Origin of the sequence: Chryseobacterium bernardetii (genome assembly GCF_003815975.1) — a bacterium.
In the GTDB taxonomy this organism is placed as follows: Bacteria; Bacteroidota; Bacteroidia; order Flavobacteriales; family Weeksellaceae; genus Chryseobacterium; species Chryseobacterium bernardetii.
The window spans coordinates 2,292,024-2,314,873 of record NZ_CP033932.1; the positions used below are offsets into that span (position 1 = coordinate 2,292,024).

A 22,850-nucleotide genomic window follows, 5' to 3' on the forward strand; every position below is an offset into this window, starting at 1 on the left:
ATCTTATAGTTGCAAACAAAAATATAGTCGGCGAACTTTAAAAATTTAAAATCACCAACTATATATTATATTGTAAATCTCGAAAAAAAGAGATTATTTTTTCTTATGTCTGTTCGCTCTTCTTCTTTTCTTTCTTTTGTGAGTAGCAACCTTGTGTCTTTTTCTTTTCTTTCCGCTTGGCATAATTTTAATTTTTTAGTAACTAGTTAATATTCAGTTAATGTTCTTATTTTACTGCAACTTTCGTTTTTACTTTCTCAACAAAAGATTTTGAAGGTTTGAAAGCAGGAATGTTATGAGCAGGAATCTCAATCGCAGTGTTTTTAGAAATATTTCTTCCTGTTTTAGCAGCTCTTGTTTTAATGATAAAAGATCCAAAACCTCTCAGATAAACGTTATCCCCATTATACATAGAAGTTCTGATCTCCTGCATAAAAGCTTCTACAACTTTCTGTGTTTCATTCTTTTCTGTTCCCAACTTATTTGAGATGGTGTTTACCAATTCTGCCTTTGTCATTTCCTTATTTTAATTTTAAATTTTAGGTGTGCAAATTTAGTTAAAAAAATTGAATACTAGCAAATTAGTGGCAAAATATTTTTATTCAAATAGTTGAGCTATTAATGTATATGCTATATTAATGCAGGCTGTAGATAATTTAACAATAAAATAATATTACAGTATAATGATGAAAAATTATCAATAATAATAAAGAATGAAATTCATAACAACCAACTTACCAGAGGCTTCTGTTATGCTCTCCATGTCTCATAATCTCTTACATACTGGAATTGTAGTATCCGTTTTCCACACAAAAACGGATCAGGTGAAGTTTGGTTTTTAATCCTAATTTCTCCGTCAGACGGTTAATGTAAGTATCAATTGTTCTTGTACTCAGGTTCAGCTTTTCAGCAATTTCTTTATTACTGAAACCTTCGTAGCAGAATCTCATAAGCTGTATCTCAGCCGGGGAAAGTTCTTCCTGTCCTTTCTTCTGCCTGTCCATATATTCCTGTACGGCAAGCGGCTGCTGTTCCCATTCTTTTGAATAGGCCTGGTAATCAAATTCATCAGAAGCAATGCTTCCTTTAATAATATTTTTAATGATAGTACTGTTCTTCTGACAGTAGTATATATTAGGGATTTTCGACAGAATCTCGGCCATATCCTCCTGGTAAGTACCGGAATAAGTGATAATAGGTGTTTCCGTATTGTTTTTCCTTATATACTTTATAGCTTCAATTCCACTCAGTACCGGCATAAACAGCTCAATAATGAATACATCTTCCTGTCTTCTGTAGATTCTGTTTACCAGCTCGTGGCCATTGTTACAGTCGTTCAGCAGCATATAGAAAGGGTTTTCCATCAGAGTTTTGATCATTATTTTTTTAAAATAAAAATCGCTGTCTGCTATAGAAAAGCGCACGGTATTAGATAATATTTTACTCATTCTTAATATCGATTTGGCGAATGATATTTAAAATTCAGAGGCCTAATTTATGAAAAACTTATTAAAGAGAAAATTAATATTAATTTAAACCGGGTTTTCACGAAACCTGTACAGGAAAAATACGTATTGTGCATAAAAAATATTTTTTATACTTTCACAGGCCAAACAAATCGCAAATATATGTCTTCTAACAGGGAAAAAAAATTGAACAAATCTGACGTCAGAATGGGCATTTGGAAGTTTATCCTTTCTTTTGCCGTTTTGTCTGTGGTATCCTTTAGCTGTTTATACCTCTTCTTTAAGAGCTATGATATACAACGTGAAGGGATTAGTCGTGAAGCCGAAGCTTACAAGGAATTAATGCGTAGAAGTGATCTGCTGAAGAGTAACGTAGATGATATTTACGAAAAAATGACCCAGCTTGATATAAACAAGGTGGAGAATGAGGTTTTTCTCAGAACCAATATTATGGATAACGTAGGAAATGTTAAAAGTATTATGGGAAAAGACAGTACCGAAAGCTTTAAGCATTATGCAGCATTAATGAAGCAGATAGGGCCTATGCTTGCGCTGAAGACTAAGATCAGTGAGGTAGAATACAAAAAGAAAACAGTTCTGAGAGATCTGGATGAATGTATGGGCAAAGTAAACAGAGCCAATAATGAGCTGAGAAAAGATCCTACAAGAAACTTTACAGGAGGTAGAAGAAGATAAAAAATAAAGATATGCAAGGACAAATTACACTATCTAAAAAGGAAAGGCATTATCAGTTTTTTTATTTAATACTGATGCTTATAACTGCCATGTTATTTCTGGGCGTTATCTTTTTAAAAGGATTTGAATCTCCGTTTTCTGATGAAGACGTAAGAGGAATTCAGAATCTTGAACAAAAAGCTGAATTTGAACAGCACCAAAAGATCATTATTCCGATCATGGACAGTACATATACGATGATCACCAAGCTAACCGATGAGGCGCCACAGCCTTTTGTGGAAAACAATATCTTTGTAGGCGTGAATGATTTGAATGACTATTTTAAACGTCGTGATAATATTATTGATACCCGAAAAGATGCTTATCCTCAAATTGCCAAATTTTACAAGATGTATTATGAAGATAAAAAAGTAATTTCAACTACTTCAGAAGATATCAAGAGGTTTGAAAAGCAGGTAGAAGAATGCAGAATAGGGTTTAAAGATAAGCAGGATAAGATTTATCAGCGTCAAAGTGAGTTGAAGGCTCGTACCCAGTAAAAGGAGAATGAATTTAGGAACTTTAAATAAAACACATCACAATTATTAACTATGAATTATTTTCAAAAGAACAAAAAGAACATTATTATCGGTGTTATTGCAACATTGCTCATCGCGGCACTTGTTGCATTATGGCTGCAGAAAAAAGTGATCCATTCTGCGGATGATATTGTTGCCGTAGTTTATCCATCTACACTGTCGGTAGGAGATACTCTTTTATTTGAAGATAAAACCCAGTTTGCCAAAACCAAAAGATGGAACTTTGCAGACGGAACAACTTCTGATAAAAACAGTGGGATCCACTTCTATAATAAACCTGGATATTACCAGGTAAGTTTGATTGTTGACAACAAGTACACAAAATCATTCCCGGTAATGGTGACAGCAAGAAGCGTCAAGCAGCCTAAGGATAGTGTAAAATCTAAAACAACTATAGAAGCTCAGTCACAGGCAATGCAAAATGAGAATGTACAGTTCCGTGCTGTTTCCAATGCATCACAGTTTGCATGGAAGTTCGGCGAAACAGGAAATACAGACTCTAAAGACAAGCTGGCTATTTATGCTTATAAAAAACCGGGAGACTATGTGGTAACCCTTTATACAGAAGAAAGCCAGGAGCCTATTTACCACCGTATCAAAATCCTTCCGGCCTATAACTCTTTGGAACAGGATGAAGTATCTGTAGAAGACTCTTATGCAAAAATTGATAACGATTTCAAATACCACCTGCAGCAGATTGCAAACGGTAACAGTTTTAATATGCATTACAATTATCTGTTAAAAACTTACCTGTGTAATAATGAAAACACAGTGGTGAAAGTAAATGACAGTAAGGTAAATAACTTCTATATGTACTGTGCGGGTCTTCAGTTTGATAAGAATACTGTAATCCAGACCGTAAAGGTGAATTTAGATGATACACAGAATTGTGTAACGAAAGTAGATATAAACCAAAGCAAATAATACTATCCGGTTTCCCGGATGTGCCAATCATAAAAAGATAAAATAGGATGAAAAATAAATTTCCTCTAGCAGCATATTATATAGGATTATCAGTATTATTGACGAGTTGCCAGGTAAAGCTCCCGTCAAAAAAAACACCTGAGCCTTCTCAATATGGGCAGGTAGATAATTCAACAGTTGTCAACGGTTATCCTAAAAAATCCGTTCCATGGATCGTTATTTCAGACAGATCAAGAAATACGGCTTATTTGGATAAGGATGATGAAAAATCGTACAAAGAAGTAAAATTCCTGGAGCCTTTAATGGTTCTGAAACATAGAGACGGAATGGTAAAGGTAGCGGAATATGTTCCGGATGCCCTGATGAAAAAAGTTTCCTCAAAATCCATTAAAACTTATGGGTGGATCAATGAATCTGACCTGCTTTTATGGAATCATTCCCTGAAAAATGAAAGAACAGGATATCCTGTAAGAGTAGCAGTAGTGCCTAATAACAGCGAGGTTATCAGAAACGCAGAAAGATACTACAAAAATGACTCTATCATGGTGTTTAATTCGCCAAGCCTTATTGAAACCGCTAATGTTAAGATCCCTAACGGGCAGATGGTATATGTTTACAAACAGGCTGAAAACAATAAAAGGTTCCTGGTAGGTAAAAAGCCATCCATTGATATTGATAGTATCGGTAAAGGTCTTTACGGATGGGTGAGTTCCAACGTAATTTCTACATGGGGAGAACGTTCAGCAATCAAGCTGAAAAATACAACAGGTATCACCGATACGGAATTGGGAGTACGTGAAGGTTATCCTGGTGCATCAGGATCAGATGCAGACAATAAAACTGCTATTCTTCTGACGGATGTGAATAAAAGAAAGCCTTTGGAAAATATTTTCCCGGTAACGCTGGCATTAAATGAAGCTCCAACTCCGGACTCCAAAACCAAATATTTTACCAATATTCTGGATTACAGTAAGAACTATGTTTTTAATGTATTGGGAGAACCTATTTATTTCGACCGTTATAGAGAAATTACAGATAGAGATAAAAATATCAATATCGTTTTTGCACTGGATATAAGTGCTGCTAATGCACCTTATGCCCCTATTGTAAAATCATTATTACAGGATCTTCAGTTAAGATTTGAAAAGCCATCCTATTTCAATAACGTGAAATATGGAGTAGTTTTATATAAAAACAACCCTTGTGGTAACAATATTGCGGTTTCTAACCTAAGTACTGATTACAGTAAGATTACAACGTTTATTGATCAGAAAACGAATGAAATGAACTGTGCCAGCAATAATGGCTACCAACCGGTAGGAGAGGCTCTTTCTGCAGCAGGAAACCTTCTTTCCAATGTTCCGGACGAAACCAATATTGTAGTCACGGTAGGAACTTCTGCCAACCAAAGCGGAAATATGTACAGTGTAATTGGTTCTCTTACTCAGGCCCAGGCAAGATTGATTATGTTCCAGACCAGCGCAAGGTCTTCAGATACTTACAATGATTTTGTATTGATGGCTGAAAACGTGGTTACCAATACTGCTAAAAATATAGCTGAGCTTAAAAAGCAAAAGATCATTAACCAATCTGATGTTCTTACGAAAAATAACTTTAGCCTGATAGAAGGTGATGAAGGATTCTTTTCTTTAGATTATCCTAAGCAGAGTATGTCTCAGGGATTTGTAATCTTCCCTAAAAAAGGAGATGTAGCCACTCCTGGATTCCTTAAGAAATCTGTAGACAGTCTTATTGCACAGGTTACTTTAGATAATCAGAATGTAGATAAGTCACTGAATGAATATTTCCACTCTTCAGTAGGAGCTGGGAAGACAGATGTAGATTTAAAATATAAGTATCTGTATCCGGGGCTTACTAACCCTGTTTCTGCAGGAATTGCAGCACAGCTGATTAATTACGGAAACCCATTCCTTGTAAAAGGATATTTACCAAAAGAGCTGAAAGAGATTACTCCAAGCATAGAAAAAGGAATTCTTATTTCTGAATCAGAATACGATAACCTTAAAGCTTTCTATTCTGAAGTATATAGAAATACAGAACCGGATAAGCCAGGCTTCAGCCAGTCAAAAGCCATCAAGGAATATGTAAAACTGTTGAAGAAATACAATCCAACAATCAAATTCTTAGATAAAGGAGATCTTTATGAATTACCAATGTCTTATGCCATCGGAATGAGTACAGGATTTGATCTTTCTGAGGAAGAAATATTGGCTAAGTTCAAGCTTAAAGGATGGAAGAAATCAAAAATAGTTCGTAATGAAACTGTAAGAACTTATTTCCATCACTATAAGGATCTGGCTGAAAGAATGCTGAATCACAGAAATAATCCGGCAGTGAAGATCCAGCAAAACGGGCAGACGTTCTATTGGCTGAACGAGTTCTTTACTCCAACAATGACTCAAACAGAAGCTCCGGAGTATACTAAACATTAATTGTTAGTTTATCATCATAAAAAGCAGAAGTAAGATTACTTCTGCTTTTTTCGTATAATTACATGGATGAATGCTTTTATATTATTCAGGCAATAATGTTTATCGCGATTTTTGATATTACTTTTTTGAAATAAAAACTATTTTTTCCAATTAATGTTGTTGTTTATTTCTCTTTCAAGTGTAAAAGTATATTTTTTCCTTGCTTGGAGATAAATATTAAAATGCTTTGTTAGTGGTGATTGCGGGGTGATCTATAAATCTAATATCGTAGAATTACTACAAAAAGTCGTAGAACTACTACAATTTTTCAAATTTATGGTGAAAAGTTTTTTTTAGAGAAAAAGACCTTCTATATTTGCTACACAATCACTGAATCACAAAATATTACTAACGGTTAAAATTTACAAATCATGGCAGAAAGAAATTCGAGAGGAATCTTAAAATTCAATAACGGAGAAGGTCAGAAATTATTAAAAATGAACTACAGCGTGTCAAGATCAACAGATGTATCAGGACGTGTTGCCTCAGACCCTTCCAACGCATTGATCAAAGTTACAGTAGAAGCTACTGAAAAATCAGATATCTTAGAAAGTTTACTGAACGGTAAATATAAGCCAACAGTAGGAGAAATTACTTTCAATAAATCTCACGAAGAAGGAACATTAATTACCCTGAACTGGCAGAACGGTTACGTTATCCAGCACCAGGTAGAATTTGATGCTATAGACAGCAACAGTATGCTGATCAGCTTTGTAGTGAGTGCTGAAACGATCACCTATGGTAATTCTGAATATGCCGGACTTTGGCCAACAAGCTAAAATTGTTACACATTATCAACATTCATACGAAAAAAAGACTGTCACTGTTAAAGACGGTCTTTTTTTGCCTGAGATGAATTTTATATTAATCAGCCATTTCATATGTCATTGATATGATGACTATTTCGTAAAATATTGCTATCTTTAATACTAAAACTAAACACAAGCATATGAAAACCGAAACAAAGACAAAGGGTTCTTCTTTCCGTCCGTCACAGAATGCTGATGGGGTATCTGAAAACCACCATGCAGGGATCAACCGGTTGGTAAAACTTTCACTGGTTGTGGAGGGAAAAATTATTAAATATTACAAACATTTCACGCTTAAGCAAAAAGCGAGTCACCATCACGAATTCAGCCTTACCCTTGCCCATGATGCGTTGGGAGACAGGCAAAGCCATACCCTTGAGGAGGCCAATAAATTTCTGGGGAAGCGTCTTACCGCTATTATTTCCTATAAAGACATTGATAACAGTCCTGAAAGAAATTTCGTAGGAATCATTACCAAAGTTGGATTCAGCCAGGAAAAGATGAGCCTTGGAAATATAGTGCTTTCAGGATACAGCCCAACTATTTTACTGGATGGTGCGCCTCATATTCAGAGTTTTGGAGGCGGGCAGCCCGTTAATATGGGAATCATTGCAGAAGAAGTAATCAAACAGGGAATTGATAAAGGACGTTTTGATATCAGAGTAGATACCAATGACTATTCTCAGATTATCTACAGCAGCCAATATAACGAGACCCATTATAACTATCTTGCAAGAATGGCAGAAGCCTATGGAGAGCAATTTTACTATGACGGAGAAGTTCTTCACTTCGGGAAACTTCCACCTCAGAACAAGCCTATAAAGCTTACCTATGGCAGCAATGCTGATGATATCAGAGTAGAATTGAAAGCTGTTCATACAAAACCTCAATATTACGGTTATAACAGCAGTAAAAATGAAAAGCTGACTTCCGGCGAAACCCCGATTAACCATTTGGGAGATCTGGCCAAAACAGCATACAGCCATAACGAGAAAATATACAAAACTCCGGCGCTTCAGGTAGCTCCTATTAAGGCATCTACCCATCTGGATGTAGAAAATTCCCAAAGAAGTACTGCGGGAAGTGAAGCGGTGAGTGTATTTTCAGTTTCAGGTTCTACTACAGTGCCGTTCCTTCATCCGGGATGTGTTGTAGATATTCACATGAGAAAACCGGACAGTAATGAAACCTCTTATTTTACCAAAGTTATGGTTACTGAAGCCGTTCATGAAATTGATACCATTGGACACTATAAAGGAAGTTTCGAATCTATAGCAGCAGATACAGGATTTTTGCCAAAACCTGAATTTACAGTTCCTATTGCTCAGCCTCAGATTGCAACGGTAATCGCTAATGCAGATCCTGAAGGACAGGGAAGGGTACAGGTAAGATTCGACTGGCAGATGAATGATACTACTCACTTTGTAAGAGTAATGAGTCCTGATGCAGGAGGAACTGACCAGATCACTCAAAACCGCGGATATGTAGCTATTCCGGAAGTAGGAGACCAGGTAATGGTGAACTTTGTACACAGCCATCCGGACCGTCCGTTTGTAATGGGAGGAATGTTCCATGGTGGAATAGGCCTTGGAGGAGGAACAGATAACCGTGTAAAATCTATCCAGACCAGAAGCGGGCACAGAATTGTCTTCACCGAAGATGAAAGCATTATTATCACCGATAAAAGCGGTAACGAAATCCACCTTGATACTACCGGAAGCAATATCAATATCACTGCACCGGAAACCATGACCCTGAACTGTAAGAACATGAACATCAATGTTGGTGAAAACATGACTACAACTGTGGGAATGAATAAATCCAACAGCATCGGAATGAACCATACAGAAAGTGTAGGAGCCATGAAGCTAACTTCCGTAGTAGGAGATGCAAGTATGTTTATTACCGGAAAATTAACTGAAATGATCGATGGAGACGTAGTTAGCGAAACCAAAAAAGAGCGACATGAAGTGAGTGAAAAGGATATGAATATCCAATCCGGAAAATTTGTTCATAAACACGCCCAGGCAGAAGTACAAAATAATAGCGGAGAGAAATCTAAAGCCCATTAAGTCATGAGCAGAATGAGAATTGTAAAAGGTACTTATACCAAGATTTCTCAGGAAGGTCATAGCATGTATTCTAACGAGAATATTATCACCACCGCCGGAGCTGCCATTACTGAAACTGGAGCCAGCGATGGGGTAAGCTATGGAAACCCCTCAAAACCACCCGCTGGAGAAGTGGTGGCTAAATGTATGGTGAAATTCAGACCTCATGATAAGTATAAAGACAATCCTGATTTTGGCTTTGACTGGCTAAGAGAAGGGGATTCCGGACAGTTGGGAGATAACTGGTTCGGTGCGGTCATGGGAAAATACTACGAGGCTGATAATGTTACAGTTTTTAAAAACGGGAACAGCTGGAATACCAATTTCCACAAAGATCCCAACATGTATGATAAAAAGCTGAAAAGTTATAAAAGTCTTTCTATTTCCTGGAAGAAAATCAATAAAAAACCTTATCTGTATCCGATACCGGTTTTGACATTATTGAAAGGGAAATCTGCATTGTTAACTCTTAAAATTGAAATTAAAGAGAAACCTCAAAAGCTGACTTTTGAGTTCAAAGATAAAGATGCAGAAAAATACCTTTCACTCAATCTTAAAGAGATCGGGGTTATTAAAGTAGGGAAGTATGACAAATCCAATTATCTGAAAATAACCTGTAAGGAACAGTTTTCAAAAGAGCAGATGCTGTATGTAAAGGCAGATGGAGAAATCTGTGGTGCCTTAATCATTCACCCCAACTCTTCAGCTCATGTCAAAAAGATTTCTGCCCTTTTTATTTCTGTAAAAACGGATATTAATGACGTTATTAAAGTAGGAAAGGCCAAACCGGGCAGTCAGCAGTATTTTACAGAATGCCTGAATCAGGCGCTGGTATCCCCAACCATTCAAAACTCTTTCTCTATTGATTGTACGGGAAATTTCCTGTATAATGCTTTTAGGTCTAAATTCTGTAAAAAGATAGATGGTAAATATTATATACACAATTCCAGTGGTCTAAAAGATTATCTGGAAGAAAAATTCCGGGATAAATACGGCAGCCAATACGATTCGCATTTCAAAGTATTTTTTATAGAAGATATATATCCGGGATGGAAGAATGGTAAGATAGCTTCATATACCAATGGTTTTTCATATTTTAATACCACTTTTACGGTACAGTTTTATACCCATTCAAAAGAAACGGTTGCCCATGAATTGATGCACGCATTAGGATTGCCCCATACTTTTGATGGAAATGCCCCAGCCAAATATACCTATGAAGCCTATAAAACAAATAATCTTATGGACTATTGTCATCATATACAAATTCCAAGAATAAGTGTTTTTAAGTGGCAATGGAAAGTATTGAACTCTAAAATTATGCTGTAATGAAAAAACTATTAATATACCTTTCCATATTATGTTTTGTAATATGTACCTGCCAATCTAAAAAAGAAGAGACTCAAAAAAATCATAAAACGAGTGCCATGGTTGAAAAATTTGATTTTGATTTATTTAAAAAATATCAGGAAAGTAACGGGATACTGGAACTGAAAAACGGATACACCATTTTATCAATGTCAGCGCCGGAAAAGGATGAAGCGGGAACTCTTGAAGAGTTACTTCCAAAGCCTTCATTTCTATATGTTTACAAAGAATTTTATCCCAACGGAAATCTGAAGAAAAAAGAAACCAGAGTGAGCGAAACGGTGAAAGTAGAAAAATCTGAATACTATGACAAAGACGGAAAGCTTGAGAAAACTGTGGATGAAGATCAAAATTATGGAAAGATTAAATATCAGGATGTATTGAGTTTCCTGGATAAAAAAGGATATATTAATCTTAAAACGGGAGCAGGAAGACTAAATGATGACGGAACCAATAAATATGATATTGTATATGATAAGGATATTCCTGTATGGAATATTATGATTATGCAGGGAAAAAGACTTTCAGAAAAAGAGCTCATGGAAATCATGAAAACCTCTCCCGGTGAACCTAATGCCTGGAAACCTGTTGTGTACCAGATGGATGCTAATACCGGTAGAATCATCAGTGAAAAATAATAGTTGATCATTACGGAAATTTTAATAATAGTAAGCTATGAGCAGGACGAGAATTGTAAAAGGGACTTATACTAAAATATCTCAGGAGGGACACAGTATGTATTCCAAGGAAAACATCATTACCTCTGCCGGAGAATCCGTAACTGAAACAGGAGTAGGACAGGGGGTAAAATATGGAGATCCTAAAAGTCCGCCCAAATCAGAAAAAAGGGTTATTGATATTGTCATGTTCGTTGCCGGGACTACAGACCCTATAAATACAGCAGGACTAAAGCATCAGGCCAATACAGATTATTGGAGAAGCAGTAAAACCAATTTCTGGAACAAAATAAAAGATCTTAAACCACAATATTTAGATCTTCATATTGAAGGTGACTTCTTCAGCTGGTCTGGAGATAATGACACAAAAGAAAGAAACTTAGCTGCAGACCGGTTATTGGATCTGTTTTTAAGAGTATACAAATTCTGGAAAAACCAGGAAGTTCACATCCATCTCATAGGACATTCACATGGTGGAAATGTTATCAATCAGTTTACAGAGCTTATTGCTACAGATTCAAAATATCCTAAACCATGGAAAGTGAAGAGTATTACTTATTTATCAACACCATTCTTCAAGAAAAAGCATCAGCTTAACCATAGCAAGCTGCATAAAGAGTGTAAGATCATCAATGTTCATAACGAATATGACCTTACCCAGCAGCTTATTGCAGATTTCAGTTTGGTAAACCTTGAAATTTTCCTAAGAAATTTTCAGATGAGTAGCTTCCAGACTGGTATAGATACTTTAAGAACAGTAGATACAGCCGCCTTCAAACATTTATTGAATGTATGGATTGATAATGATACCGAAGGACCGGAATTATGGACAGCCACTGCCACAGGACTATCGGGAATTAATCAGATTACAGTAGAATTTATTAATTATCTTGAAAATATAAAACCAACCAAGCCGAACTTAACAAGGGAAATGGATCAGTTTATCACATTGTTGAAAACATTCCAGCACTGGACGTTTGTAAGTCATGGCAGATTCAATGCAAACCGTGTTGGCCGCCGGGGAGGTTACGGAAGATCAGAATTTTTTGAAGACTTGGATCTTGCAGCTGGAATCAGGGTTATCAATAACCTTTTCAGTATAAAAACAGGAGTTACTGATAGCTTTATCTTGAATTTCCTGGCAAAAGTTTTTGCAGCAGAATCAGGGATTACCGATAGCATAGAAGTAACCTCTTGGTCTCCGGTACTCCAGACAAAAGCGCTTCCGATTTTAGATGTTAATATTACAGAGAAAGATGATTATCACAGCAGAAATAAAAAGGCTGCATGCAGTAAATTTATTGCAGATACATCAAATGCAGTTCATAAAAACAATCTTCAGGAAGTTTTAATGAGACTTCTCAGCCAGTTTGTAGATCCTAAGAAGGCAAGATATGTAACCTATGCATTGCATGGGGCAGAAGTGTATTTTACTGGAGAAATTGATGCACAGATCAAAATATTACGAAAAAACTTAGGCGTTTATATTGAGCTTGTAAAGCAATACAATGTAGGTTTGGTAACTGCAAAAGATGAAAAAGAGATTAAAGATATGATGAAAAGACCGGGAACAGTACCTTATTTAGCTATGGCTGCGCATAGTTTAAGCCATACTCAGTTCTGGCCGGAGGTAGAGCAGGGATTAAAAAATGCATTCAGTTCAGGAGTAAATCCGGGATATAAGAAGAAAGCAACATTATAACTGTCTGTTGCAACCTGTATTAAATAATAAAGAACTACCGGATTTAAAAAATATTATTATGACGGGCTTAAAATCATTTCTTGCTGAATTTCTGATACTCTTTCTGCTGGTTAACACCCTTATTGTTTCCTTCCTGTGTATTGATATGCCCGAAGTAGAAGTAAATGCCGGATCTATTGTAACTATTATATTGAAATTTGGTGTTTTATTTTCCGCTCCAGTCGCTTTACTTTTAACCACAGCTCATTTTCTATTCGCAAAAGTAGCTAGAAGTACCATTTTAAAGATTCTTATAGCAATTATTGTGGTAGCTGCCCTCTATTTCATTTACCATGCTTTTTTCTGGTATGTAGGAATCAGTGGGCTGATAGATGATCCCTTGGCTAAATAAATAGTAAGGATTGAATGGCTGCAGGATAGAATTATAAGGGCAATGTTTTTACTTTCCAGCAGATCTGTTTTATTACCAGATATCAAAACCAGAATATTCTTACCAATTTAAAGGTATATCAGTAAAACGATAAGTAAGTATAAAAGAAAACCTATTCAAAGAACGTCATGCTAAATATGGGATTATTACGGATTCTTTTACAATTAAAATATTGATTATATTGTATCACTCATAAGAAGAATCAGTATTCTTCACAAACAAAACCATGTTATCAAATTAAGCATTAATGAACACAATCACAGATCACATTAAATACTTTTCAAAACTGTCTGCTGTATTTATCTTCAGTCTATTTAAGATTTATGCCATAGGGATTCTTTCAACAGTGATTACTTTCTCTCTTGGGATTTATATTATGGCCGAAAGTTTAGGCTCATCATTAGGACACAGTGGAGCCCTTGGATTTCTGATGGTAACTGTGATGGCTAAGCCTTTATCCGCAGGACTTTTCTATCTCCTAATGATTGCCGCACCGTTTTGTATCTGGATCTTCTCAACAAAATACGGGATGTCCAGAATCATCAGCAGACTTGTCCAGGATCATTCCAAAACCATTTTGGTTCCCTTTATTGATAAAGTGGTTGGTAAAATTAAAAACAATCAGCCAATGGTTGTCCGCAACAGTACAGATTATGCATTGGCAAAAGTAAGGTTGGTAAATGAATTTAAAAACAGCTCAGAAAATAAAATTCTTAAGCGAATTTTAGGATATGCCCTTAGTAAGGTGAAATTTGATGAACTCAATTTAAGCGATGAAAATGTAGACTTTTATGATATCATTAAAACTACACTGATTGAAAAATTACATGAGCTGGCAGAACCTTCAGCCATGATGTTTTATATCTATATCGGCCTTCAGTGGATAAGTCTTATTCTTCTGTATTTTCTGGATATATAACAGTAAATTAAACTTTGTGAAAAGATATACGGGATTTTATAACCTGTTTAAAAAAGCTGGAAAGATAAAAAAAGCCGGTTATTACATCTCTAATTGAAGAATTAACTATCTTTATCACATTTAGAATAAAATATTTAATTTTAGCAGAATTAAAGAGCCGCTTCTGATTCCTGAATGATCAGCAATAAAAAGTAGAGGTTCAAAAGAAAAAATAACATCAAATCATCTGAAAACAATAGTAAACAGAACGCAAATATTAATATAAGAAAAATTATAAATGGGAGTACTAGTAACCAACGAAACAGTAAAGCAGCTATTTCATATTGCTCAGTCGATAGCGAGGGAAAACTATAATGCCACTTATGGAGGCCCACATATTCTGCAGGCTTTAATGCATAAAGATATTGGTCTCAATGAATTTTTAAAAAGTATAGACAAAGATCCCGGCTATTTTTACGAATGGGCAGATGTACGTATTGAAGAATATCCTAAGACCAGCCATCTTCCTGATGAAGTAGGGCAGGATGAAGCTGTAGATACTCTTATAGAAGAAGCAGATGATATCCGTTTAAAACTTGGGCTGGATGAGATTACCCCGATCTGTATTCTTACTGCCATTGTAAAACCTCAGGTAGTATTTTCACTTCAGCAGTTGAAGTCATTGCCGCTGAGAGAACATGATATCTTCAACCTGTATAGAAAAGATACTCCGTTTACTGTTTCTGAGAACGGAGATTTTGCATCATTATTCTCCAACGGTTCAGACTTTGCAGATTTGTCTCTCCCCTCTATTAAAAGTTATTGTGTAGATAGAACAGCACAGGCCAGAAATGGAGATCTGGAAAATATTATCGGTAGAGATAAAGAATTAAGAATGCTGGTTGAGATCCTTTGCAGAAGAAGCAAACCGAACGTGATTATCATCGGAGAACCGGGGGTTGGAAAAACAGCTCTGGTAGAAGGTTTCGCTATAGAAATTACAAAAGGAAACGTTCCGGAAATGCTTAAAAACGGAACCCTTTTAGAACTGGACACAGGAGCCTTATTAGCAGGAACCTCTTACAAGGGAGAAATAGAAGACCGCCTGAAAAAAGTAATCAATGAATGTAAGAAAATTGAAAAAGCCATTCTTTTCATTGATGAGATCCATACTCTTTTAGATCCGAAAGGAAGCATCGGGAATGTCGCCAATCTATTGAAACCTGAACTGGCAAGAGGGGAAATCACTGTTATCGGAGCTACCACTCAGGAAGAATACAGAAAAATTATTGAACCTGAACAGGCTTTCAACCGTCGTTTTGAAGTATTAACAGTGAATGAACCGGATGAAAAAACTTGTGTAAAGATGATTGACGTTCTTTTGGAAGGCTATAAAAAGCACCATGGCATTGAAGTGGAAAAAACAGCGCTTCCTGAATGTGTACGTTTAGCAAAAAGATATGCAAAAGGTAAAAAATTGCCCGATGCTGCCATCGATTTATTAGACAGAACCATGGCCGCCATTAAAATGCTGGATGAACTTTCTGAAAAAGAACTGGGCAGCTGGAAAGAAAGCTATGACACTATTTTAAAAGAAGAATTTCTTGATAATAAAGATAAAGCCGACGAACTGATCTGGACTTATAATTTATTGAGAGATAAAATTAGCCCAATTTTATGGGGATCATTAAGTGAACAACCCGCTCTGGACAACTCAATGCCGGTAGATCAGATCCAGAAGATCATTGAAGATACCTATGCAGAGCTTTTACAGCACGCTGCTAAAAAAAGAGAAAAAGTAGACCGTTTGGAGCTGGCTGCTGTAATGGCTGCTAAAACCAATATTCCGATCGGGAAAATTCAGGCACAGGAAAAAGAAAAACTCCTGAACATGGAATCCCTGCTATTAAACAGGGTAGTTGGTCAGGACCATGCACTAAAAATACTTTCCGATGCTATTGTTGAAAACCGAAGCGGATTAAACAAACCGGGACAGCCAATTGGATCTTTCTTCCTTTTAGGGCCAACCGGAACCGGAAAAACAGAGCTTGCCAAATCAATGGCAGAACTATTGTTCAACGATGAGAAGGCCATGGTCCGTTTTGATATGTCGGAATTTAAAGAAGAGCATTCGGCAGCTTTATTATATGGAGCTCCTCCGGGATATGTAGGGTACGAAGAAGGAGGAATGTTGGTTAACAAGATCAGACAACAGCCTTATACCGTGGTTTTGTTTGATGAAATTGAGAAAGCCCACCATTCAGTATTTGACGTATTCCTTCAAATCATGGATGAAGGAAAAGTACACGATAAGCTTGGTAAAGAAGGAGACTTCAGCAACGCTTTAATCCTATTTACTTCCAACATCGGAAGTGAAGAGATTGTAAAACAGTTTGAAGAAGGAAAAGTTCCTGAATCATCTTCACTGATGCAGATTATGTCCAATTCAGGAAGATTCAGACCGGAATTTTTAGCCAGAATCACAGAAATTATACCTTTTGCACCAATCACAGAATCTATTGCAGAAAGAATTTTCAATATTCAGCTGAAATCACTTCATACCTCATTAACAAGACTGGGAATTGCCTTAAAGATCAGTGATGATGCAGTAAGAAACCTTGCTCTGGGAGGATTCAGCAGTAAATACGGAGCCAGACAGATTTCCGGAGTGATCCGCGCACAACTGGCAAGGCCTATTTCCAAAATGATCGTAAGAGAAGAAGTGAAATCCGGACAAACCATTCACGTTGACTGGAATAAAGAAGAAGAAAAATTAAGCTGGAAAGTTGATTAAATTATAAAGCATAAAGGCTGAATGGTAAATCTGCTTTTTAGCCTTTTTACTTGTTGATATAAATACATTAGAGATGAAAACAATTGTCAGAAATATCTTTACATGGATAATGCTTTTGGGAACTGTTGCTATGGTAAATGCTCAGTTTCTTGCAGCATCAGATACGTCGGAGAGCAGTGTGAGAAAATACCAGGGAATCATTAATTCCAACAAAGATCTTGTTGAGTTTATAGAACAGCTGCTTCTTCAGAAAGGACTTCCCAAGCATTTAAGAAACCTAGCCCTTATTGAATCTCATTTTGACAAAAACATTACCTCGGGAGCAGGAGCAGTAGGAGTATGGCAGCTCATGACAGCACATGCCAACCAGTATGGCCTTGCAGAACATCAGCGTACAGATGTATATAAAAGTACCAAAACAGCAGTTATTTCCCTTGCAAATCTGTATAAAAAGTACAATAACTGGGTAACAGTAGTAGCGGCTTATAACTGCGGTGAAGGAAATGTTGCTAAAGCTATGCAGGCAGCAGGTTCCAGTCAATATCACGAATTCTACAGATATCTTCCTGCAGAAACCATCAATCATGTTAAAAAATATCTGAATGCCTGTTATGCCACAGGAGAGCTTCAGAGCGTATTAAACAATTATAACTCCTCAAGGATCAACAAAGTCTTCTTTGAAGAAGGAAACAGAAAAGTAACCAGTGCAGCATTATCGGAAACAGAGATCAATGCAGGATTTAATCTGAAAGTAATAGCTGATGAACTGGACGTGGAAGTAGATAAAATTCTTGCATGGAATCCCGGAATTACAGAAGAGCTACAGAAAAAAGGAGAAAGTAGTTTTTATCTTCCTACTGATCTGATGCCGGATTTTCTTCTCAGAAAACATAAAATTCTTACCAGATCAATTAAAGAAGCATCTGGAAATGGGGCAGGAATACAGCCTTAAACAATTTAATGATATTTATAGTAACCAAGTCATAACAGGCTTGGTTATTTTTTTATTTTTAATCGGTTGTGGTGTTCAAAAAGAGGACAAAACCTGAGATTCTATTATTGTGAATAGAAATTCTTTGAAAAAAATATTTTTTTAAATCTTAATAAAGCAGAAATCTCAATTTTTTTATGTTTTTTAAGCAAAAGTTAATAAATGTTAAAATTACTTAAAATAATATTAATATTTCTCGTTTATGTGGAAAATATTCCTTCTGGTCAATACTTTATGGGTTTAGAAAAACCTTTACCGCAGAGCGATTAAGTGGAGTTATTAAATCCAAAATCGTAGAATTACTACAAAAAGTCGTAGAATTACTACAATTTTTCAGATTTCTCATGAAAAGTTTTTTTCCCGAAAAAAGACCTTCTATATTTGCTACACAATCACTGAATCACAAAATATTATTAACGATTAAAATTTACAAATCATGGCAGAAAGAAATTCGAGAGGAATCTTAAAATTCAACAACGGAGAAGGTCAGAAATTATTAAAAATGAACTACAGCGTATCAAGATCAACAGACGTATCAGGACGTGTAGCATCAGATCCTTCCAACGCATTGATCAAAGTTACAGTAGAAGCTACTGAAAAATCAGACATCCTGGAAAGCTTATTGAACGGAAAATATAAGCCAACAGTAGGAGAAATTGTTTTCAACAAATCTCACGAAGAAGGAACTCTGATCACTTTGAAATGGGAGAACGGATACGTTATCCAACACGAAGTAGACTTCGATGCTATAGACAGCAACAGTATGCTGATCAGCTTCGTAGTAAGTGCTGAAACTATCGACTACGGTACTTCTCAATACGCTGGACTGTGGCCTTCGGCAGGTAAATAAGCCTATTCATCATCTTAGTAAAAATAAAATTGGTACAGGACAGTGCGCTCGAAAGAGTATGCTGTCCTGTTTTTTCATAAAGATATTTAGATATCAGGAATTCATATGAAAGGCAGATTTTGTAATTCGAACCGTATATTTTTTGATTCTGTTGCTGTAAAATCAGCAGTTTTTTTATTTTTTTAACTTAAACACAGATATTATGTTTCAGGATGACAAGACAATTAAAGTAGATAACCCAAAGACTGATATGATTAGCAGCAAAGAGGAGTTAAATAATGTAACGGAAAGCATTGCTAAAAAAGCTGAAGAAAAGGTAAGTAAAACGGGCAGTAAAGTGAAGAAAGCTGTAAAAGCCGGACAACAGGGTATCGGCGCTGCGCAGGGAGCTAATATGTTTATGAATCAGACTTTTGTTCCGAACAATCCTTCTGTAGTTGAAAATAAAGTGTGGGCCAAGCAGCCTACCTCAAAAATACACAATGCCGAAGCCATTCCCCAAAGTATTATCGCCGGAATAAATCGTGTGGTAAAACTGGATGTGGTTATTGAAGGGCAGATTATTAAGCATTTTAAACATTTTAAACTGGTACAGAGTGCTGCCAGACATCATGAATTTAGCCTTACACTGGCTCATGACACACTGGGCAGTGCAGAAAATCATAACCTTCAGGAAGCACAGAATTTCCTGGGAAAAAGGATCACTGTTGTCTTTAAATATAAAGATATTCTACAAGGAGCGGAACGTAATTTTGTAGGAGTAGTTACAGAAGTAGGTTTCAGCCAGGAAAAAGGAAGCCTTGGAAATATTGTTCTTAAAGGGTACAGTCCTACCATATTGTTGGATGCGGCCCCTCATATTCAGAGTTTTGGGGGCAACCAGCCTATCAGTCTGAACAGTATTGCCTATCATGTAATTACCGAAGGGCTTGGACAGAATAAATTCGACTTCAGAGTAGATGCCCAGCATGGAAATGTTTCCTACAGCTCACAATACGAAGAGACTCATTATAATTATCTTGCAAGAATTGCAGAAGCCTACGGTGAACAGTTTTATTATGATGGAGAAGTACTGCATTTCGGACAGCTTCCGCCGCAGGAAAAACCTGTGAAGCTTACCTATGGAAGTAGTGTAACTGACATTGCGATCAAAATGAAAGCCCAGCATGTAAGTCCTTCCTTTTATGGCTATAACAGCAGTAAAAATGAGAAGATGACCGGTGGAAGCTCAAAAATCAATCATACTTCAGACATTGCAAGACGTGCCTACGAAATATCAGAAAAAACCTTTACCACCCCATCCTTAAGAGTTGCACCCATAAAAGCCTCATCTTTTATGGATATTAATGCTTCCCAAAAGGGAACTGCCGGAAGTAAAGCTTCAGAAGTTTTCATCACTTCAGGAACTACTACCGTTCCCTTCTTATATCCGGGATGTACAGCAGATATTGAAATGCGTAAATCTGAAAGCAATGACACCTCTTATTTCACCAAGCTTATGATTACTGAAGTTACCCATGAGGTAGATGCCAGAGGATATTATGATGGTAAGTTTGAGGCTATTGCTGCAGATACCGGCTTTATCCCACGTCCGGTATTTGAAACGCCAAAAGCTGAGGCCCAGTTTGCAAAAGTGGTTTCCAATACAGATCCCCAAAACCAGGGAAGAGTTCAGGTTCAGTTTGACTGGCAGAACGGACCGGATATCACAGAATTTATCCGTGTAATGTCTCCGGATGCAGGAAGCAGCGATAAAGTAAGCAAGAACCGTGGCTTTATGTCTATTCCTGAAGTGGGGGACCAGGTGATCGTCAACTTTGTACACCAGCACCCGGATCGCCCGTTTGTAATGGGAGGAATGTTTCATGGAGCCATTGGCGCCGGAGGAGGTGCTGGGAATAATGTGATGAGCTTTAGTGGAAGAAGCGGAGCTGAATTAAAATACGATAACGGGGCCGGATCTATGAACCTTAAAGATCAGGGAGGTGCCAATATGTTCTTTGACGGAGCTGGAAATGTAGTACATAATGCTAATAATAACAGTACCAAAACCGTTGGTAATAATAAAACAGATAAAATTGGTAATAATAAGAAATTAGAAGTTGGATGTGATCATATTGCAGATGTTGGAAATACTCATAAAGTATCTGTAGGAGGAACAAACAGTGTATTTACAATGGATAATACGGGAACTATTGATTTAACAGGAGTTAAGCAATTAAAACTTAAAGTAGGAAGTAGCGAGATTATAATTACACCAGACAAGATCTCAATCAATAGTCCTGAAGTAGATATTATGGGAGGCGGAGCAACAGCTAATTTTAAGGGAAAAACAAAAATAACAGGAACGCAGGTAGATATTAATTAATAGAATGGAGCTTATTAAATACAAGATACAAAAAGGAGATACATTAAATTCTATAGCGGAAAGTCAAGGGATATCTGTTCAGGAACTTATTAATTTTCATAATGATAATTGTGGACTGACAAATATTATTATAGGAAATACACTTCCTTTGCAACTTAATCATTTGATTATAAATGTGGAATCAATCAAAGATACTTTACATAAAACCCAGAATATTAAAGCACTGAATTTTAATCATAAATCCAGATATCGTTGTGAACAACTGAATATTACTAGAGTAAACAATGAGGTTATTACAATGTCTGCAAATACTTATATAGAATTTTTAGTTAAAAAGGTTGAGTACAGTAATATTTTTGATGTTGATGTAACTGATTTTACATTTAATGTTGATCCTGCGGTATTTGAGAAAGGCTTTGAATTCTCTCATAAATTTGAAAAAATAAAAAGCCCAATTACTGTTGAGGTATCAAAATATGGTACAGTTAACAGGATATACAACAGAGATGATATTGAAAAGCGATGGATAAATTTCAGAGACTCTGAATTGATGAATGATGATGTGTTTAAGCAACTGTCTTCACAGGCTCCTGCTCAGGCAAAAGATGTTATTGATACTGGAAATAAAGAGTTTTTGCAAGAAGAAAATTTTGCTAAAATGCTGGATAAAAATCTTTTTTATCATATCTTTTTTAGAGCTTTTCAAGGAGCTGGTCTTGAAAATTACACGATAGACCAGTATTCACAGATCTTTCCAAATATCAATCTATCAACGGATGTTGTAAAGTCTCTGGTTAATGAGGATGAAAACTTAGCAACTTACCGCCTGGTAGGAACACTAAACAGGGAGAATCTGTCTGAAGAAATTCTTACGGAAATGTATAACCAGATTTATAAACCTACTCTTAAATATAGCTATTCTGAATTTGACTTTGTATACCGGATAACCTATACGATAGATAAAAAATCTAACTTTATGACAGAAGGAAAGGCTTCAATTGCTGAAAAGGTGAAAAATAATTTTGAAATCATTACTGAATATAAAATTAAACAAGTAGAAGTATAATATGCAGACGCAATATAGAATCGCTAATTTTAAAGTTTTACTGCTATCTATGCTGGCAATGGGAATATTGGTTGTAGTATTAATTTATTTTGCTCAAACATTCAGCTATACTGTTAACCAAACTTATTTTTTAATATTTGGACTGTCCTTACTGACATTTATGATGGTCTATATTAATTTGAAATTTTCAAAATTAGTTTCATTTGAAATTATTAATAATAATATAAATATAATTGAAGATAATAAGAAGGTAGGCATAAATAAAGATGATGTTATCGATTATAATTTCTATTTATTAACCCACAAAACAATGGGGTATTTATTGAGGATAAATACAAAAAATAAAGAGTATTTCTATTGGATTGTCTGGGTTAATCTCCAGAAAATTACAGAAGAAGAAATAAATAATATTAAAAATTTACAGAAAGATATATCAGAGGTATTAATCACCAAGAAATTAAAAAGAGGAATAGATTATTCTCTTATATTCCTTTCGTGGCTACCTTTCATATTGTTAGCATTGGGGCTATTAACTTTAGTATTGGGTATGTTTTATATATTTTCTCTCTAAATTAAATATTTTGCATAGTTGTATATGTATTGATTTTTTATGTTTTTATAATTAAAATA

At 35.9% G+C, this 22,850-nt stretch carries 19 protein-coding genes; 17 read left to right on the forward strand and 2 right to left on the reverse strand.

Annotated elements, in window-relative coordinates; translation table 11 throughout:
* Positions 1-226 precede the first annotated feature (226 nt).
* Complete coding sequence (locus EG339_RS10570) at positions 227-517, reverse strand: HU family DNA-binding protein (protein WP_002984212.1); 291 nt, start codon at positions 515-517, stop codon at positions 227-229.
* A 259-nt stretch (positions 518-776) separates the two neighbouring features.
* A complete protein-coding gene (locus tag EG339_RS10575; protein ID WP_123870159.1) occupies positions 777-1,448 on the reverse strand; it encodes a response regulator transcription factor in 672 nt (223 codons plus the stop codon).
* A 180-nt stretch (positions 1,449-1,628) separates the two neighbouring features.
* Here EG339_RS10575 and tssO point away from each other — a divergent pair, with 180 nt between their 5' ends.
* From tssO to EG339_RS10660, 17 genes are all read left to right on the forward strand, one after another.
* Positions 1,629-2,162 carry a type VI secretion system TssO gene (tssO, locus tag EG339_RS10580; RefSeq protein WP_123870160.1) on the forward strand — a complete coding sequence of 178 codons (534 nt, stop codon included), beginning with the start codon at positions 1,629-1,631 and terminating at the stop codon, positions 2,160-2,162.
* Positions 2,163-2,173: 11 nt separating this feature from the next.
* Positions 2,174-2,701: a type VI secretion system transmembrane protein TssO gene (locus tag EG339_RS10585; RefSeq protein ID WP_123870161.1), complete on the forward strand. Its 528-nt coding sequence runs from the start codon at positions 2,174-2,176 to the stop codon at positions 2,699-2,701.
* Positions 2,702-2,752: 51 nt separating this feature from the next.
* Positions 2,753-3,664: a PKD domain-containing protein gene (locus tag EG339_RS10590; protein WP_123870162.1), complete on the forward strand. Its 912-nt coding sequence runs from the start codon at positions 2,753-2,755 to the stop codon at positions 3,662-3,664.
* Between the two features lie 47 nt (positions 3,665-3,711).
* Positions 3,712-6,117 (forward strand): type VI secretion system protein TssR domain-containing protein, encoded by a 2,406-nt coding sequence (gene tssR, locus EG339_RS10595; RefSeq protein ID WP_123870163.1) that lies wholly within the window; start codon positions 3,712-3,714, stop codon positions 6,115-6,117.
* 410 nt (positions 6,118-6,527) lie between these two features.
* Positions 6,528-6,935, forward strand: coding sequence for a type VI secretion system tube protein TssD (gene tssD / locus EG339_RS10600; protein ID WP_123870164.1), 408 nt, complete (start codon positions 6,528-6,530; stop codon positions 6,933-6,935).
* A gap of 170 nt (positions 6,936-7,105) precedes the next feature.
* Entirely contained in the window at positions 7,106-9,037 is a 1,932-nt protein-coding gene (locus EG339_RS10605; RefSeq protein WP_123870165.1) for a type VI secretion system Vgr family protein, read from the forward strand.
* A 3-nt stretch (positions 9,038-9,040) separates the two neighbouring features.
* Positions 9,041-10,405, forward strand: a complete 1,365-nt coding sequence (locus EG339_RS10610; RefSeq protein ID WP_123870166.1) for a zinc metalloprotease — start codon at positions 9,041-9,043, stop codon at positions 10,403-10,405.
* Entirely contained in the window at positions 10,405-11,082 is a 678-nt protein-coding gene (locus EG339_RS10615) for a hypothetical protein (RefSeq protein ID WP_123870167.1), read from the forward strand. Before EG339_RS10610 ends, EG339_RS10615 begins: the two co-directional genes overlap by 1 nt.
* Positions 11,083-11,119: 37 nt before the next feature.
* Positions 11,120-12,823, forward strand: a complete 1,704-nt coding sequence (locus tag EG339_RS10620; RefSeq protein ID WP_123870168.1) for a lipase family protein — start codon at positions 11,120-11,122, stop codon at positions 12,821-12,823.
* A gap of 58 nt (positions 12,824-12,881) precedes the next feature.
* Entirely contained in the window at positions 12,882-13,214 is a 333-nt protein-coding gene (locus tag EG339_RS10625) for a hypothetical protein (protein ID WP_123870169.1), read from the forward strand.
* A 286-nt stretch (positions 13,215-13,500) separates the two neighbouring features.
* On the forward strand, positions 13,501-14,172 hold the full coding sequence (locus EG339_RS10630; RefSeq protein ID WP_123870170.1) for a hypothetical protein: 672 nt from the start codon (positions 13,501-13,503) through the stop codon (positions 14,170-14,172).
* A 277-nt stretch (positions 14,173-14,449) separates the two neighbouring features.
* Positions 14,450-16,945 (forward strand): ATP-dependent Clp protease ATP-binding subunit, encoded by a 2,496-nt coding sequence (locus EG339_RS10635; RefSeq protein WP_123870171.1) that lies wholly within the window; start codon positions 14,450-14,452, stop codon positions 16,943-16,945.
* 73 nt (positions 16,946-17,018) lie between these two features.
* On the forward strand, positions 17,019-17,897 hold the full coding sequence (locus tag EG339_RS10640; protein ID WP_123870172.1) for a lytic transglycosylase domain-containing protein: 879 nt from the start codon (positions 17,019-17,021) through the stop codon (positions 17,895-17,897).
* 475 nt (positions 17,898-18,372) lie between these two features.
* Positions 18,373-18,786, forward strand: a complete 414-nt coding sequence (gene tssD, locus EG339_RS10645) for a type VI secretion system tube protein TssD (RefSeq protein WP_002984165.1) — start codon at positions 18,373-18,375, stop codon at positions 18,784-18,786.
* 202 nt (positions 18,787-18,988) lie between these two features.
* Positions 18,989-21,154 carry a type VI secretion system Vgr family protein gene (locus EG339_RS10650; protein WP_123870173.1) on the forward strand — a complete coding sequence of 722 codons (2,166 nt, stop codon included), beginning with the start codon at positions 18,989-18,991 and terminating at the stop codon, positions 21,152-21,154.
* 4 nt (positions 21,155-21,158) lie between these two features.
* Complete coding sequence (locus tag EG339_RS10655; RefSeq protein WP_123870174.1) at positions 21,159-22,220, forward strand: LysM peptidoglycan-binding domain-containing protein; 1,062 nt, start codon at positions 21,159-21,161, stop codon at positions 22,218-22,220.
* Between the two features lies 1 nt (position 22,221).
* A complete protein-coding gene (locus EG339_RS10660; protein ID WP_123870175.1) occupies positions 22,222-22,791 on the forward strand; it encodes a hypothetical protein in 570 nt (189 codons plus the stop codon).
* Positions 22,792-22,850: the final 59 nt, after the last annotated feature.